Consider the following 17,224-nt stretch of genomic DNA (forward strand, 5'->3'; position numbering starts at 1 on the left):
AGAATACTCGTTGTGTTTTTAAATTAAATACACAACGGGTATTATAATTAAATTTTTAAAATGATAATTGCTTACTTATTGTTAATAATCTATATATTAAAATTGATATAAAAAACATGGCTAAACAAATATTCCCGAAAGAGATTATAGAAAACAGTGTTGAAGTACATCAATTTAAACATTCTAATAGAAGTAAAATTATATATAGTTTTATTTTGCTTGCTTTAATTGTCGCTTTTGTTTGTCTCCCTTTTATTAAAACTACAATTTACAATACTTCGCAAGGATTAATTCGAGCCGATAAAGAAAGAATAACCATAAATAGTAGCGCTAGTGGTAAAGTTGTGCTTCATCAGCTTAAAAATAACTTACAAGTGCATAAGGGTGATACATTGTTAGTAGTTAATAATGTTGCGATTAATCAGAAAATTGAAAATACTGCTAATCAATTAAAGGAAACTAAAACGTTTATTGATGATTTAAAATTATTAACAACAAATAGAATTGTTAGCAACAAACTCATTTCTTTAAAATACGAGCAAGAGGTTGGTTTTTACAAACAAAAACTAAATGAATTAAATACTCGATTCAGAAAAATTAAAGAAGATTATAAGCGAAACAAAAGCTTATTTAAAAAAGGAGTTATAGCTAAGGTATCACTCAATGATAGTAAGTTAAATTACGATTTAGCATTAAATGCTATTTCTCAATACAAAAAACAACAATTTAGTACTTGGCAGAATCAATTAGTTAACGATCAAAATCAATTAAAAGATTTAGAAAACAGTATTACTCAGTTAAAAGAAAGTAACAGCTTATCAATAATAAAATCTCCTATTAAAGGTGCGTTATTAAATGTAAGAGGAATTGAAAAAGGAAGTTTTATTGCTAACGGAATTCAATTAGCAGAAATATCACCCAAAACCGATTTAATTGTAGAGTGTTATATAGATCCCAACAATATAGGTTTATTAAAAGAGGATGACGATGTTAATTTTCAGGTAAGTGCCTTTAATTATAATCAATGGGGTTTAGCTACCGGTAAAATCACAGAAATTGGTAACGATGTGCAAATGGTTAATAATACACCAAAATTTAAAGTTTTATGTTCCTTAAACCAAGAATTTTTACAACTAAAAAACGGATTTAAAGGACACTTAAAAAAAGGAATGCTAGTAAATACTCGTTTTAAACTTACTGAGCGTACTTTATTTGATTTACTCTACGATAAAATGGACGATTGGTTAAACCCTACAAGTCAAATAGCAAAAACCTAATAACACGTCATTGCGAGGAGCGAAGCAATCCCCCTTATTCAAGAATTTTAAACAACACATCATTGCAAGGAATTAAGCAATCTCATTATTTAAGAATTCCAATTGCTACTAATAAATAAAACGTCATTGCGAGGCACGAAGCAATCTCTTCATCAGGTAATGATAAACCATAATAAAAAACTATGAAAAACTTAAAAACTTTAGAGCGCTTACAGCAATTACATGGTTTAATAACCAATGAAAATACAGGTACGCCAAAAGAATTGGCTAACTTATTGCAAATAAGCCAACGCTCGGTGCATTTATTAATAGAACAGTTAAAAGACTATAATGCTAATATTTGTTATAGTAGAAGTAGAAAAACATATCATTATTGTGAAGATTTCGATTTACAAGTATCTATCTCTGTAAATGTATTAACAAATAATGAAGTAACACAAATATTTGGGGGTAGTTATTATTCACAAACAAAATTACACATTGCAAGTTAGTTGCAGTGAGTGCGTGTATGTTTGCAGTATCAAAAAATAAGATGCATGGAAAAGTTAAAAAACATTAAAACCCAACCTTTAAGTGAATTAGAAAAAACTTCATTTAATGGAGGAGGGTCAACGATACCTTGGTGGTTAAGACCATTAGAAGATTGGTTATTAGGGAATCCGAACGATGAATAAAGAAATTTGGAGATAATTACTCCTGAAAATTAATATACTCATTTAGTAATAAACACTAAGAGTATATTTAAGTTATCAGAAAGTTACTAGGTGCACATTGTAATGTTTTGATGTGAGTTATAAATAATTTATAACAAAAAATAAATTAATAATATAAAAAACGTGATTTTATGAAAAATTTACAAAATTTTAGAGTCCAAGAATTAAGTTTTAAAGAAGCTGAAGAAATTAATGGCGGATTAATTATTGGGTTGTTTAAGTATTATGAAGTTGCAGTAGATGTTTTAGCAACGACATTAAAAGTTGTTGGTGGAATTCTCGCAGGAGGATCTGATGGAGTTGATGCAGGATTACAGTCAGGAAATAATTAATAAAAAATAGAAAAAAATGAAAGATTTAACAAATAGAGAGTTAATTGAAATAAATGGAGGGAACACTGTTCCTGTTGTGAGTAGTGATTCAGCTGTACAAACAGGTTATGAAATTGGTTACCGTGTCGGTAGAGCAGTAGGAACTACTCTTAGGCAAATGGGAGATATGCTTGAAGCTGTAAATCCTTTTAATTGGTTTTCATAATCTATAAATTTAAAGAGACTAAAAACGTTTTTAGTCTCTTTAAAAAATATTTTTAGTATTTTTGAGGTTAATTTATCTTAAAAAAAAATTTAAGATAAAGTATTTTTACGTAAACCTAGATTTATATTACACTTTATATGTGTTTTTTATAGAGTTCACTTGTCTATTAAAATAATTTATTAGTTATGCTTAAAATAAATGATATAAATTTCATAAATATACCTGTTGTAATTGGGAGTATTTTGGCTATGATAATCTCTTGGTCAAAAAACAAGTCTATTTTAATGGCACTTATTCACTGTTTTTTTGGATGGTTATATGTAATTTATTACTACTTAGGTAAGGATGAAGAGGAATAATAATACTCTTTTAAATCTCTTGCGTGCAATAAAATTGTATTAAACATAACCACATTTGCTGTTCTAAAATTAAATAGAATGGCAAAAATTACTATAAAAAAACACGATATTACCCGTCTCTGAGCAGCCTGTTTAGCATCAATACCTATACATTATAATTTACAATTCCTTGTTATTTCCGTGCGGCAATATATAGATATTAAAAAAATAAACTAATTTATGTATATTTGTAAAGTAAAAACTTTATAAATATGAACTCCATAGAAATTGTACACAATTATGATGCTGTGCTTGACCAATTAATAAAAGATATAAAAAAGAGTGATTTTAAAGTAGCCTATTTCTTAAAATTATTAAATTTAAAAGATAGTTTTTTTATAAAAAGATGCGTGAAAAACGATTTACGAACGAGGAGGTAAAATTACTTATGCAACATTTATACCCAGAAGAATACCAGGCTTATAAAGATGTGTTGATTAGTGAATTGCTAGAGAAATCTAAAGCGCAATTAAAAGCAGGTTTAGGAGTGAATTTTGAAGAGGTATTGAAAGAAAGTAAACAAAAATATGGAGGCTTTTTATAATATTATTATTTCTCCACTGACAAAAAAACTACTTTCAAAATATAGAATATTTAAACACTTTTTGTGCAATAAAAGAAGTGAACAATTTTATAAAAAAACAGAAGACGTAACTACTATTTAAAAACAGCACCTAGAACATTCCAAAAAACGTATTTAAACGTTGGCATTCATCAAATAGAGATAGTAAAAAAGATTACGTTTTATTACCAAATTAATGAAAAAAATGTAGAATTACTGCTTTTTTTTAACAATCATCAAAACCCGAATGCTTTACGAAAAGCATTAATTTAGTATTCTCCTTTCCTTCCCCGCAAAACAATTGCAGTAAACTTCTTTTTCTTTGCCATATCAAATCTAAAAAATGGCAAAAATTACTATAAAACAACACGACATTACCGATTGCGGAGCAGCATGTTTAGCATCTATATCAGCACACTACGACTTACAACTCCCTATCGCACGCATACGCCAATATGCAGGTACTGATAAAAAAGGTACCAATGTATTGGGTTTAATAGAGGCTGCTGAGAAATTAGGTTTTGAAGCTAAAGGTGTACGTGGTGAGTTAGATAGTTTGTTTAAAATACCCAAACCCACCATTGCACATATAGTTGTTAAAGAGCAATTACAGCATTATGTAGTTATTTACGAAGTAACCAAAGAATACATAAAAATTATGGATCCAGGGGATGGGAAAATCCATAAAAAAACACATGAAGAATTCCTAAAAGAATGGACAGGTGTTTTAGTATTGCTGTTACCAAAAGAAGAGTTTACTACGGGTAATGAGAAGGTTTCGGTTTTAAAACGTTTTTGGTTTTTATTAAAACCACATAAATTTGTGTTACTGCAAGCTTTAATAGGTGCTGTTGTTTATACTCTTTTAGGTTTTTCTACTTCTATTTATATACAAAAAATTACTGATCATGTATTAATTGGAGGTAATACCAAGCTATTAAACCTACTAAGCATTATAATGCTTGCACTACTAGTGTTACGAATTGTAATAGGGGTTTTTAAAGATGTATTTCTTATTAAAAGTGGACAACAAATAGATGCTCGTTTAATTTTAGGCTATTACAAACATTTATTAAAGTTACCGCAGCAGTTTTTTGACACCATGCGGGTAGGAGAAATTATTTCTCGTATTAACGATGCTGTTAAAATAAGAACTTTTATTAACGAGGTTTCTTTAAGTTTAACCGTTAATATTCTTATTTTATTCTTCTCTTTTGGTATTATGTTTATGTACTATTGGAAGCTAGCATTAATAATGTTGTTGGTTATTCCTTTGTACTTAGTAATTTATTTAATTATAAATAAGCTAAACAAGAAAACAGAACGTAAAATAATGGAGAGTTCTGCTGATTTAGAAAGTCAATTAGTAGAATCCCTAAACTCTGTCGGTACTATTAAACGTTTTGGTTTAGAAAGTTTTGCAAACATTAAAACAGAAACACGTTTTATAGGTTTGCTTAATGTTGGTTATAAATCTGCTTTAAACTCAATTTTCTCAGGAACTTCTACTACGTTTATTGCGCAATTGTTTACTATTATTTTATTATGGTCTGGTTCTTATTTTGTGATTGAAAGGCAAATTACTGCGGGAGAGTTAATGTCGTTCTATGCTATTATTGGGTATTTTATGAATCCAGTAGCAAGTTTAATTGGAGCTAATAAACAAATACAAAATGCGTTAATTGCTGCTGACCGTTTATTTGAAATTATGGATTTAGAGCGAGAAGAAGGTGACAACAAAATTGTATTAAGAAAAGATAAAATTGAGGATATCGAATTTAAAAACGTAGCTTTTAGATATGGTACAAGAGTACAGGTGTTTACTGATTTTAATTTAAAAATTAAAAAAGGAAATATTACTGCTATTGTTGGTGAAAGTGGTTCAGGTAAATCAACATTAATCTCTTTATTGCAAAACCTTTACCCTTTACAAAAAGGACAAGTTACTATTGGCGATTTAGATTTAAAATATATACAACATGAGAGCTTACGTGAATTAGTAAGTGTTGTTCCTCAAAAGATAGATTTATTTGCAGGAAATGTAATTGATAATATTGCTGTAGGAGATTTTGCACCTAATATGGAATTGATAATAGATATTTGTAAATCAATAGGTATTTTAGAGTTTATAGAAAGTTTACCTAACGGATTTAATACTTATTTAGGTGAAAATGGCGCAACACTTTCTGGAGGACAAAAACAACGAATTGCAATTGCAAGAGCTTTATACAAACAACCCGAAGTATTGGTTTTAGATGAAGCGACTTCTTCATTAGATTCTACTTCAGAAAACTATATTCAGAAAGCAGTAGAAAGGTTACGTAAACAAAATAAAACAATTATAGTTATCGCTCATAGGTTAAGTACAGTGATTAACGCTGATGACATTGTAGTTTTAGAAAAAGGGAAAGTATTAGAACAAGGAAATCATAAAAAATTATACACAAAACAAGGGAAATATTATAGTTTATGGCAACAACAAATGCCTAAAATTGAATTATTATAAAAAACTTCAATTTGCTGTTATAATTTATTGAAAACATTATTTGTAAAAAAGTTTCCTTTTTTACAAATAATCAGACAAGAAAGATTGCGATCCGACATGCTTAAAAACCCTTGCTAAACATTTTGGTAAAGTCTTTTTTTTACAATAATTAAGAAAACTTACAGAAACCAATAGAGCGAGAAGTAGTTTACTGAGCTTAAGTGAAGCTTCGGAACAACTTGGCACTAGAAGTTTAGCTATTAAATTTTCTTTAGAAAAATTATTAGCAGCTCGATTACAATACGCTTTACACGAGAACAAAAACCACAATGTGGTGTTGTGTAAAACTAAAAAAGAAGTCTTTTTGTATTTCTGACCCTGTACACGGATTATTAAAACACAAGCCCAGTGTTTTTTAAAACATTGGGCTTGTAATAACGCTTAAGAAACTACTGAAGAAGGTGTTGCCTTATTAGTAGAACCTACAACAAGTTTTATAATACTGAATTTTATATAGAGAGAAAATTATTAAGATTTTCTATTAAAATACTTTTTAAAGTATAAAAAATTAATAATATGTTTATTACAGCTTCTTTTTCCTTTTTAAACTCAAAATATTATTGATGTTGGTATTAATAATCAAGGTATTTATTTTAGATATTTCATTCTTGTTTCTCTATTAGCCTTGTTTTCAGGAAAAACAGTTATTAAAATAGTGACAGGTTGGATATTATTACATTTAAGTACATAAATATATCTTTAATCTCTGATTTCTATATCAAACTAATGAATTTACCTCTTGTCTTTTTTGGTACCAGAATGGCTGCTGATATTTTACAACGAATTTTAACAATTTAATCGTTAAATGTATTGTTCTTCAGGATTAACTTGACCGAATTTAGTTTCGTGCTTGCTTATTATAATTGACAAATATTTGGTTTTTTTTATAGTTTTTTAGAAATACTATCTGCCATAATTAAAGCATTGTAGGCATTTAAAACCCTACCTGATTTAGATAACTGATTAAAAGGAGTTGTTTTATTTTTATTTTCCTTTGTAGGTGTAGAAACTTCAAAAGTATATTCCAGACCAGAATCCATTAAAATATGTTTTACTTGAGAAGCAGTTAAATTTGGGTAATAAGAATAAATTAAACCAGCAACACCTGAAGTTATAGCTGCAGCACTAGATGTTCCTCCGTAAGAGACATCAAACTCATTTTCAGGGAATGTTGTGTAAATATTTTCTCCAGGGGCAAATAAATCTACCTCTGTCTTTCCGTAGTTACTAAATGAGGACTTTAATTTGTTATTTAAATAAATACCTGATGACCCAATTTTTAAAAAATTATTTGAAACTTCTTTATTGTTAAAGTAGCCGTGATCATTAGGGAACCAATCGATCTTATTATCATCTATATTTTGATTATCATTTGCTGCACCGTTTATCAATAAAACATTTTCATCTTCAGCATATTTTACAGCATCTAAAACCCAATTAGGATGTAAGCTAAACTCTTTTGCAAAACTCATATTAATTACTTTAGCACCATTATCTACAGCGTATCTAATAGCTAAAGCAATATCCTTATCATGTTCATCTCCATATGCCGAAATTGCTAAAGACATTATTTCTATTTCATTTTCTTGAGCAATATTGACAATTATTCCTGCCATTTTTGTACCATGATCAAGTAGCTTTATGTTTACATTGAAATTGGACGTTCCATATTCTATATCTTTTAAATCCTTAGAGTTATCACCTTGAATCTTTCTATCATTATAATCTAAGTTTAACAACTTATTTACCCTTTCTTCTGCCTTTAATTTATAATCAAAGACATATTCATCTGAATAACCATATTTAATAAAATTTGATTTCCTTTTAATCATTTTTTGTAAAACTTTATCCTTATGGTACTTCTTCCTTAGACTATCTAGGTCATTTATCGTATAATTTTTGTTCCTAAAATATTTTGATAATTCTTTTTCAGCTTCACTTTTACCTTTAAAAACCATATTAATATAATCTAGTTCTTCTTTTGCATAGTTCACTCTTTTTTCATACTTCTTTTTTGCTCTCTTATACGTAATAAAATTTAAAGAATCTTTTGAATTGATTTCTGTATTTTTTTTATTTTCAAAAAAGGGATTAAATTTTCTTACTATTCTAGTATATTCATAATTAACAAATTCATTACTTTCTCCTTTACTATTATTTAAAAAATTCCATCCATTCACATCGTCGACATATCCATTTTCATCATCATCAATTCCATTATTATCTACCTCTCTTTTGTTTACCCATAAATGACTCACCAACCCCTTATGCTTAACCTCAATAGCCATATCAATTATAGCAACTCTAACAATTTCACCTTTCTTATTAAACAGTAATGAATCATACGCTCTTTTTAAACTGATTCCTGATAAAGTATCAATTTCTATATCTTTAAAATGCCAATTCTGTTGTTGTTCTTTTGAAAGAGGAGAACTCTTTTTGAATTTTTTAAATTCAATTGATGATATTTTAATTTTAGAATATTTCTTATTAGAATCACAGTTTATAAATAGAATTATTGTAAAAAAAAGAAAAAGTTTCTTATTCATATCTAGGGTTTTAAAGTTAAAAAAAGGAGTTAAAAGTATGTTACCTCGTGATACATTACAAACTTACAGTCAAGTAAACTAGGTTGGAGTACTTGTAACCATTCAGTTAAAATAAGAAAACCACTTACAGAAATGTAAGTGGTTTTTTATTTTAACTGAGTTAACCTTGCCACATATTTACCAATCACATCAAATTCTAAATTAATCTTACTACCTACTTTAAAGTTTTTAAAAGTAGTATGCGCTATGGTATAAGGTATAATAGCTACACTAAACTCATCCTTCTTGGAATTCACAACAGTTAAACTTACTCCATTTACAGTAATAGATCCCTTTTCAATAGTAACGTTATCACCATCAAAATCATAAGAAAAAGTAAAAACGGTACTTCCGCCTTCATCTTTAATACTTTTACAAACTCCCGTTCTATCAACATGCCCTTGTACAATATGACCATCTAAACGAGCACCTAATTTCATAGCTCTTTCTAAATTCACCTCGTCACCTTCTTTTAAATTACCAATATTAGTTTTATCAAGCGTTTCTTTAATCGCCGTAACAATATATTCATCGTTAACAATACCTACGACTGTTAAACAAACACCATTATGAGCCACACTTTGGTCTATCTTTAACTCATTTGTAATACTACTTAAAACCGTAATGTGTAAATTCTCTTTATCTTGCTCTAATCTCTTAACAATTCCAAGAGTTTCAATTATTCCCGTAAACATTCTCCTAAATTTTAGTTACTTTTGTTAACATCAAAAATACAACTTTTACGTACGAAAGTAACTATGGATACTACAAACAAAATTATTGTTGGAATTTCAGTTGGAGATATAAACGGAATTGGGATTGAAATTATTTTAAAGACTTTTGAAGATAAACGTATGCTTGAGTTTTGTACTCCAGTTTTATTTGCTTCAACAAGATTGATTTCTTACCATAAGAAAAACCTGAAATTAAGCACTAATATTCATGGTATTAATTCGATTGATAAAATATCACATGATAAAATCAACTTAATGAATTCATGGACTGATGAAGTTAAGATTGAAATAGGAAAAACTACTGAAACCGGTGGTAAATTCGCTTATAAATCACTTGAAGCAGCAACAAACGCATTAAAAAGCAATCATATTGATGTTTTACTTACCGCACCAATAAGCAAAGAAAATATTCAATCTGAAGACTTTAATTTCCCTGGACATACAGAGTATCTAGAAGAAAACCTGGATGGTAAGAGTTTAATGGTTTTAATGACTGATGAATTACGAATCGGTTTAATTACAGGCCATATTCCTATTTCTGAAGTAGCAGCAACAATTACTCCTGAGCTAATTAAGGAGAAAGTTGAAATTATGCACACTTCTTTAAAGCAAGATTTTAGCATTAACAAGCCGAAAATTGCCATATTAGGGTTAAATCCTCACTGTGGTGATAACGGAATTATAGGGAAAGAAGATGATGCAATTACACGCCCAGTAATTACAGAAATAAAAGAATCTGGAAAATTAGTTTTTGGTCCTTATGCCGCTGACGGTTTTTTTGGTTCTGAAACATACAAGCAGTTCGATGGTGTTTTAGCAATGTATCACGATCAAGGTCTTGCGCCTTTTAAAGCATTATCTTTCGGCAACGGTGTAAACTTTACAGCTGGCCTAAACAAAGTAAGAACCTCTCCTGATCACGGAACAGGTTTCGATATCGCCGGTAAAAACAAAGCAAACCCTTCGTCATTCAAAGAGGCTTTATTCACCTCATTACAAATATTTAAGAACCGAAAACAGTATATAGAACTAACAAAAAACGCTTTAAAAGTTAAATAGTATTTTTTTTAATGTAAAATATAAAAATATAAACATTTTTTATATCTTTGCACGCTCAAATTGATCTTACAGATGAAAGACATAAAAGAATTCGATATACCTTTTGTAGGTTTAAAAGAAGGAAGTCATTTATTTCAATATCAAATTGGAAAAAAGTTCTTTGAAGCATTTCAGTTTGATGAATTTAACGACGCAAACCTAACCGCGGATATTAATTTTGTAAAAAAAAGCACATTATTTGAGCTTAGTTTTACAATAAAAGGCACTGTAAACGTACCTTGTGATAGTACCGGAGAACTATTCGATTTAGAAATTGATGGTGTTTTAGATTTAATAGTTAAATTTGGACCTGAATATAACGACGAACATGATGAAATTTTAATACTTCCGCATGAAGTATATGAAATGAACGTTGCTCAATATATATACGAGTTAATTGTATTGTCAGTTCCTAGTAAAAGAATTCACCCAGACGTTTTAAACGGCACGATGAAATCTGATGCTTTGGATAGATTAAATGAATTAAGAATAAACGAAGATAAAATTGCTGAACAAACATCAGCAGACCCTAGATGGGATAAATTAAAGGATTTACTAACAGATAAATAAAACATAAAATGGCACATCCAAAGAGAAAAATATCGAAAACTAGAAGAGATAAAAGAAGAACTCACTATAAAGCTTCTGTACCTCAAATAGCTGTTGATCCTACAACTGGAGAAGCTCATTTATACCACAGAGCTCACTGGCATGAAGGAAAGTTATACTACAGAGGTCAAGTAGTATTAGAAAATGCAGTTGCTGAGGCATAAATACTAGTTTTCACAACACAAAAAAACCTTCTTTTTGAGGGTTTTTTTGTGTTTTTTTGTTAAAAAATTACTTTTTTGAGCTTTTTTCTTTAAAAAGGTCAACTAATTTTCATTACTTTTGACAACTAGTTTTATTACAAAACAAACAATTATGACTAAAATAACTGCAGCAATTTCCGCAGTAGGAAAATTTGTTCCTGAGTATATTTTAACCAATAAGGAGCTCGCAACAATGGTAGATACTAATGATGAATGGATCACTAGTAGAACCGGTATAAAGGAAAGGAGAATCTTGAAAGGAGAAGGTAAAGGAACTTCTTATATGGCTATTAAAGCTGCTGAAGATTTACTTAAAAAATCTAATATCGACCCTAAAGATATTGATTTGGTAATTGTTGCTACTGCAACTCCAGATATGCTCGTTGCATCTACCGCTGCATATACTGCTTCTCAAATTGGAGCCATCAATGCTTTTTCATACGATTTACAAGCTGCGTGTTCTAGTTTTTTATTCGGAATGTCTACAGCTGCTAAATATATAGAAAGTGGTCGTTATAAAAAGGTATTGCTAATAGGTGCTGATAAAATGTCTTCAATTATTGATTATACAGACAGAGCAACATGTATCATTTTTGGTGATGGGGCTGGCGCTGTATTATTTGAACCAAATACTGACGGACTAGGTTTACAAGATGAATATTTAAGAAGTGATGGAATTGGTAGAGATTTCTTAAAAATTGAAGCTGGAGGCTCTCTTTTACCTGCTTCTGAAGAAACACTTAAAAATGGACAACACTTTGTACATCAAGAAGGAAAAACCGTATTTAAATACGCTGTTTCTAACATGGCTGATGTTTCTGAAAAAATGCTTTCTCGAAATAATCTTTCCAAAGATGATATCGATTGGTTAGTTCCGCACCAAGCGAACAACAGAATTATTGAAGCTACTGCAAATAGAGTTGGATTAGAATCTGAAAAAGTAATGGTAAACATTCATAAGTATGGAAACACTACTTCTGCCACGTTACCTTTATTAATTGCGGATTATGAAAAGGAACTAAAAAAAGGAAATAATTTAATTTTTGCTGCATTTGGTGGAGGCTTCACATGGGGAGCCATCTATTTAAAATGGGCATACAATTCATAAACAACCAAACAACTAAAATTAGGAATATGGATATTAAAGAAATTCAAAGTCTTATAAAATTTGTAGCGAAATCAGGTGCAAGTGAAGTAAAGTTAGAAATGGAAGATCTTAAAATCACCATTAAAACTGGAAGCGAAACTCCTGAAACTACAATTATTCAGACAGCTGCACCAATGGGCGCAACTCCTCAAATGATGGCGCAAGCTCCTGTTGCAACAACTCAGGCAGCTCCTTCAAATGACAATTCAAGTGCTGATGAAGATTCTAAATACATTACAATCAAGTCTCCAATAATCGGAACTTTCTACAGAAAACCTTCTCCAGATAAACCTAACTTTGCAGAAGTTGGTACCGAAGTAAAAGTAGGTGATACTGTTTGTGTTATTGAAGCAATGAAATTATTTAACGAAATTGAATCTGAAATTTCAGGAAAAATCGTTAAAGTATTAGTAGATGATTCTTCTCCGGTAGAATTTGATCAACCTTTATTTTTAGTAGATCCATCTTAAGTAACATATAACTCCAAATATAAGTATATACTTACTTATTTGGAGTTTTAAAATTTTTAGAACGTATGTTTAAAAAGATATTAATTGCCAATAGAGGTGAAATTGCGCTACGCGTAATTAGAACCTGTAAAGAAATGGGAATAAAAACTGTAGCTGTTTACTCTAAAGCAGATACTGAAAGTTTACACGTAAGATTTGCTGATGAAGCGGTTTGTATTGGACCAGCAGCGAGTAGTGAATCTTATTTAAAAATGGATCGTATTATTGCTGCTGCAGAAATTACAAATGCAGATGCAATTCACCCAGGTTATGGATTCTTATCAGAGAATGCTAAATTCTCTAAACTATGTCAAGAACACGACATAAAATTTATTGGAGCTTCGCCTGATATGATTGACCGTATGGGAGATAAAGCAAATGCTAAATCTACTATGATCTCTGCCGGTGTACCTTGTGTACCTGGTAGCGAAGGTGTTATAGAAACCTTTGAAGACTGTGAAAAAACAGCTTTAGAAACTGGGTATCCAGTTATGCTAAAAGCATCTGCAGGTGGTGGTGGAAAAGGTATGCGTGCTGTATGGAAAGCAGAAGACTTAAAAGACGCGTGGGATTCTGCTCGTCAAGAATCTAAAGCTGCCTTTGGTAATGATGATATGTATATGGAGAAGCTAATTGAAGAGCCTCGCCATATCGAAATTCAAATTATTGGAGATTCTTACGGTAAAGCATGTCATTTATCAGAAAGAGATTGTTCAGTTCAACGTCGTCACCAAAAATTAACAGAAGAAACGCCTTCTCCGTTTATGACGGATGAATTACGTACTAGAATGGGAGATGCTGCTGTAAAAGCTGCTGAATTTATTAAGTATGAAGGAGCAGGAACTGTTGAGTTTTTAGTAGATAAACACCGTAATTTCTTCTTTATGGAGATGAATACGCGTATTCAGGTAGAACACCCTATTACTGAAGAAGTAGTGGATTACGATTTAATTCGTGAACAAATTTTAGTAGCAGCAGGTGTACCTATTTCAGGTAAAAATTATTTACCTCAATTACACTCTATTGAATGTAGAATTAACGCTGAGGATCCTTATAACGGATTTAGGCCTTCACCTGGTAAAATTACATCTTACCATGCACCAGGAGGTCACGGAGTTCGTATTGACACGCATGTTTATGCTGGATATATGATTCCGCCAAATTACGATTCAATGATTTCAAAATTAATTGTTACTGCACAAACACGTGAAGAAGCTATTAACAAAATGAAACGTGCATTAGATGAATATATTATTGAAGGAATTAAAACAACAATTCCTTTCCATAGACAATTAATGGATCATCCTGATTATGTTTCTGGTAATTATACCACGAAATTCATGGAAGATTTTGAAATGAAATAATATTGAATTAAAAAAACCTAATATGCTTTAAAACATATTAGGTTTTTTATTTCTTTCCTACAAAATAATCCTGTTTTGCAAACTACTTTTCAAAACTTGATTTCTCTGGTAGTATGCTATCAAATGCATCGCTTATATCTTGCATTACTTTATTATAGTTTCTAATATGTATATTATCATTTAAACAAACGAGCTTATAAGATTGTTCTCTTACCGCCTTAATAGCCTTTTTAGATTTAATTAATAATGGAAACATTTTGGTGTCTTGATATGTATTATAAGGCACAAAATTAGAACTACAAATTTGCCAAGTTTTAAACAATTCTGGAGTATAATCATCATTACTTCTAAACCTATGCTTAGACATTTCGGTAAGCTCTTCATTACAATGCTCCCATACATCTACAAACGTAGATTTTAAAAAAGGTTGTGCATTATGAGGTGTACGAAGTGTAATAAACTCATTATAATACTTTAATAGCTTTGTTAACCTTCCTCTCTTACCGTAAGACGGATCATACCATTTAACATGATCTCTTTTAAAAACTTCCTTCTTATCAAAATGCTTATTAATAAGACGAATATTATTTTTAAGCATTTTTTCAAATTGAGAAATACCTGTATTCTTTCTAAAAGTAGCTATATCTTTAGGTAATCCATTTTCAAAAAATCTACTCTCAGAAACATTGTTTATAATAAAAAAATCATCATTAAAATACACAAATCGTTCAGATAAACCTGGTATTTTATGCATGTAAATCTCTATTAAGTTAGAGTTAAAAACGGGTAAAAATTCGTTTGGAATATAATCAGCGTGATTTACCAAATTTATTTTTGGGTGATTCTCATCGAGCCAATCAGGTTTTTGCCCACTTGTAACAAAATGGATTTTTCGAACCCAGGGAGCAAATTTTTCAATACCCCTAAACCAATATTTTAAAAACCCATGATCTCGAAAACGAGCTTCTGAAAGTTCATTTACAGAGTTATCTATTTTGTTAGAATACTTTGAAAACTCTTTAATCCATTTCGGATCATCCATATCAACCCAAGTGACCACAAAATCTATCCCCATCTCTTTTTATATAAATTAAACGAATCTGTACAAGTTTCAAAAGTAAGTTATTTTCAATATAAATATATGCATATTACCCAAGAATTATAGGCAATCTATTAATTTCATACCACATGAATATTTTTAAAAATGAAAAAAAACAGAAAGTCAAGATTCAAAAAGCAACTGTAATGACTAAATTTGAATAGTATTACAAACAATGAAGAATTTTCTAGTATTTTTGCCTCTTTAAAAATCAACAATGATTTAAGTACTTGATTCTATAAAAATAAATTATAATGGATATCATATTACAACCTTGGCCTTGGTATATATCTGGCCCGCTGATTGCCTTTGTACTATTCTTGTTTTTTTACTACGGAAAAAACTTTGGTGTATCTACAAACTTAGAGACTATGTGTACTATTGCAGGTGCCGGTAAAGTTTCTGATTATTTTAAAAAAGATTGGAAAGAACGCGATTGGGCGCTTGTATTCTTAGCTGGATTAATCATTGGCGGATTTATAACCATTAATTATTTATCAGCAACAAACACTATTGATCTAAATCCTAAAACCGTGCAAGATCTCGCCGATTTAGGTTTTGTAAATGCGGGGAATTCCTTCGTGCCAAATGAAATTTTCAGTCTAGAGAACATGCTTACTCTTAAAGGGTTTACTATTTTATTAATAGCAGGGATTTTTATTGGCTTCGGAACCAGATATGCTGGCGGATGTACTTCTGGCCATGCAATTACAGGTTTAAGCAGCTTACAACTACCATCCCTAATTGCAGTAATTGGTTTTTTTATAGGTGGTTTAGTAATGACTTGGTTAATGTTTCCTTTAATTTTCGGATAAGATGAAAAATGTAAAATTTTTAGTATTAGGTATTTTCTTCGGAATTATCATGACAAAATCTGAAGCTATTTCGTGGTATAGAATATACGAAATGTTTAAATTTCAATCGTTTCATATGTACGGAATTATAGGGTCGGCAGTAGCTATTTCTATGGTACTAATGTATTTCTTTAAAAGCGGAAAAATTAAAGATTACTTAGGGAATCAAATAAATATTAAAGAAAAGAAAAAAGGCTTTATAAGAACACTTGTTGGTGGAACCATTTTCGGATTAGGATGGGCTCTTGCAGGCGCATGTCCTGCTCCTATTTTTGTTTTAATTGGTCATGGCATACTACCTATAATCGTTGTTTTATTAGGGGCGATGTTAGGCGCTTTTATTTACGGATTACTAAGTGAAAAATTACCTAATTAATCTTGTAATAAAATAGTATCTAATAAGTTTGAATTTGTATTGTCTACAACTTTCCAATTGTAAATTTTAGAGAGTTGGTATATTTTAGACAATTCTTCAAATAAGCGTTTTTTAGCGTCTTTTTGAAGATCAGAAACAGTGATAGTCGCTTTTATCTTTTCGATTGCTCTACCATTAAGCATATTTAGTTCTGATCTCGAAAAAGTATTGAATTGGCTTTGTTGTAAATCGAAATATTTAATATCTGGCGAAATTAAAACTTCTTCTTTAGGAATTTTATTGATAATTATTTGTTTTCCAATACTGTCTATCTGTATTTCTAATTTAGATAAATCATAACCAACCTCAACTTTTGCACTAACTGATAGTATTGCTTTTTTCTCAAAAGAAAGGTAATTGTATAAATATTTTTTGGTATCAGAAAAGCTATACATTTCAGAAAAACTCCCTTTTGAAACTACTAATTTTCGCAGGTTTTGTATGCCACTTAAAACTACTTTAATTTCTTCTTCTTGATGTTTTTCTTCTTTCTTTTCATACCACAGCTTGGCAATCAAAAAACCCAATAAAAAAATAGCAATATATTTAAGGAAACGCATAATTTTCTTTTT

The 17,224-nt window shown here is 30.1% G+C and carries 20 protein-coding genes; 16 read left to right on the forward strand and 4 right to left on the reverse strand.

From position 1 onward, the window contains the following. The first annotated feature begins 116 nt into the window (after positions 1–116). The 8 genes from ACQ629_RS06780 (at position 117) to ACQ629_RS06815 (ending at position 6,348) form a co-directional block, all read left to right on the forward strand. Entirely contained in the window at positions 117–1,277 is a 1,161-nt protein-coding gene (locus ACQ629_RS06780; protein ID WP_483703425.1) for an HlyD family secretion protein, read from the forward strand. A 182-nt stretch (positions 1,278–1,459) separates the two neighbouring features. Further along, positions 1,460–1,768, forward strand: a complete 309-nt coding sequence (locus ACQ629_RS06785) for an HTH domain-containing protein (RefSeq protein WP_483703427.1) — start codon at positions 1,460–1,462, stop codon at positions 1,766–1,768. 45 nt (positions 1,769–1,813) lie between these two features. Continuing rightward, entirely contained in the window at positions 1,814–1,951 is a 138-nt protein-coding gene (locus ACQ629_RS06790) for a hypothetical protein (protein WP_483703429.1), read from the forward strand. Between the two features lie 170 nt (positions 1,952–2,121). Beyond that, a complete protein-coding gene (locus tag ACQ629_RS06795; protein ID WP_483703431.1) occupies positions 2,122–2,322 on the forward strand; it encodes a hypothetical protein in 201 nt (66 codons plus the stop codon). A 16-nt stretch (positions 2,323–2,338) separates the two neighbouring features. Beyond that, positions 2,339–2,527: a hypothetical protein gene (locus ACQ629_RS06800; protein ID WP_483703433.1), complete on the forward strand. Its 189-nt coding sequence runs from the start codon at positions 2,339–2,341 to the stop codon at positions 2,525–2,527. A 744-nt stretch (positions 2,528–3,271) separates the two neighbouring features. Beyond that, complete coding sequence (locus ACQ629_RS06805; RefSeq protein ID WP_483703435.1) at positions 3,272–3,469, forward strand: hypothetical protein; 198 nt, start codon at positions 3,272–3,274, stop codon at positions 3,467–3,469. 361 nt (positions 3,470–3,830) lie between these two features. Continuing rightward, on the forward strand, positions 3,831–5,993 hold the full coding sequence (locus ACQ629_RS06810) for a peptidase domain-containing ABC transporter (RefSeq protein ID WP_483703438.1): 2,163 nt from the start codon (positions 3,831–3,833) through the stop codon (positions 5,991–5,993). A 190-nt stretch (positions 5,994–6,183) separates the two neighbouring features. Beyond that, positions 6,184–6,348 carry a cysteine peptidase family C39 domain-containing protein gene (locus ACQ629_RS06815; RefSeq protein ID WP_483707174.1) on the forward strand — a complete coding sequence of 55 codons (165 nt, stop codon included), beginning with the start codon at positions 6,184–6,186 and terminating at the stop codon, positions 6,346–6,348. Positions 6,349–6,916: 568 nt separating this feature from the next. On the opposite strand, the gene ACQ629_RS06820 is transcribed toward ACQ629_RS06815, so the two are convergent. Both ACQ629_RS06820 and ACQ629_RS06825 read right to left on the reverse strand, forming a co-directional pair. Next, a complete protein-coding gene (locus ACQ629_RS06820) occupies positions 6,917–8,581 on the reverse strand; it encodes a S8 family serine peptidase (protein WP_483703440.1) in 1,665 nt (554 codons plus the stop codon). Between the two features lie 146 nt (positions 8,582–8,727). Then, positions 8,728–9,315: a riboflavin synthase gene (locus tag ACQ629_RS06825; RefSeq protein WP_483703442.1), complete on the reverse strand. Its 588-nt coding sequence runs from the start codon at positions 9,313–9,315 to the stop codon at positions 8,728–8,730. Between the two features lie 63 nt (positions 9,316–9,378). Between ACQ629_RS06825 and pdxA the strand changes: the two genes are divergently transcribed. From pdxA to accC, 6 genes are all read left to right on the forward strand, one after another. Beyond that, a complete protein-coding gene (gene pdxA, locus ACQ629_RS06830) occupies positions 9,379–10,413 on the forward strand; it encodes a 4-hydroxythreonine-4-phosphate dehydrogenase PdxA (RefSeq protein ID WP_483703444.1) in 1,035 nt (344 codons plus the stop codon). Positions 10,414–10,485: 72 nt separating this feature from the next. Further along, on the forward strand, positions 10,486–11,022 hold the full coding sequence (locus tag ACQ629_RS06835) for a YceD family protein (protein WP_483703446.1): 537 nt from the start codon (positions 10,486–10,488) through the stop codon (positions 11,020–11,022). A gap of 8 nt (positions 11,023–11,030) precedes the next feature. Then, on the forward strand, positions 11,031–11,225 hold the full coding sequence (rpmF, locus tag ACQ629_RS06840) for a 50S ribosomal protein L32 (RefSeq protein WP_218771557.1): 195 nt from the start codon (positions 11,031–11,033) through the stop codon (positions 11,223–11,225). Positions 11,226–11,376: 151 nt separating this feature from the next. Beyond that, positions 11,377–12,372 (forward strand): beta-ketoacyl-ACP synthase III, encoded by a 996-nt coding sequence (locus tag ACQ629_RS06845; RefSeq protein ID WP_483703448.1) that lies wholly within the window; start codon positions 11,377–11,379, stop codon positions 12,370–12,372. Between the two features lie 26 nt (positions 12,373–12,398). Further along, positions 12,399–12,881, forward strand: a complete 483-nt coding sequence (gene accB / locus ACQ629_RS06850; RefSeq protein WP_483703450.1) for an acetyl-CoA carboxylase biotin carboxyl carrier protein — start codon at positions 12,399–12,401, stop codon at positions 12,879–12,881. Positions 12,882–12,946: 65 nt separating this feature from the next. Further along, entirely contained in the window at positions 12,947–14,284 is a 1,338-nt protein-coding gene (accC, locus tag ACQ629_RS06855; protein ID WP_483703452.1) for an acetyl-CoA carboxylase biotin carboxylase subunit, read from the forward strand. An 82-nt stretch (positions 14,285–14,366) separates the two neighbouring features. On the opposite strand, the gene ACQ629_RS06860 is transcribed toward accC, so the two are convergent. Next, positions 14,367–15,359, reverse strand: coding sequence for a stealth family protein (locus tag ACQ629_RS06860; RefSeq protein ID WP_483703454.1), 993 nt, complete (start codon positions 15,357–15,359; stop codon positions 14,367–14,369). Positions 15,360–15,637: 278 nt separating this feature from the next. Between ACQ629_RS06860 and ACQ629_RS06865 the strand changes: the two genes are divergently transcribed. After that, entirely contained in the window at positions 15,638–16,198 is a 561-nt protein-coding gene (locus ACQ629_RS06865; RefSeq protein ID WP_483703456.1) for a YeeE/YedE family protein, read from the forward strand. Between the two features lies 1 nt (position 16,199). Further along, complete coding sequence (locus ACQ629_RS06870; protein WP_483703458.1) at positions 16,200–16,613, forward strand: DUF6691 family protein; 414 nt, start codon at positions 16,200–16,202, stop codon at positions 16,611–16,613. Here the strand turns inward: ACQ629_RS06870 and ACQ629_RS06875 are convergent. Next, entirely contained in the window at positions 16,610–17,212 is a 603-nt protein-coding gene (locus ACQ629_RS06875) for a DUF4230 domain-containing protein (RefSeq protein WP_483703460.1), read from the reverse strand. The two genes, ACQ629_RS06870 and ACQ629_RS06875, sit on opposite strands and share 4 nt — an antisense overlap. Between the last annotated feature and the right edge of the window lie 12 nt (positions 17,213–17,224).

The sequence above is a fragment of the Tenacibaculum sp. SM2510 genome (genome assembly GCF_057002845.1).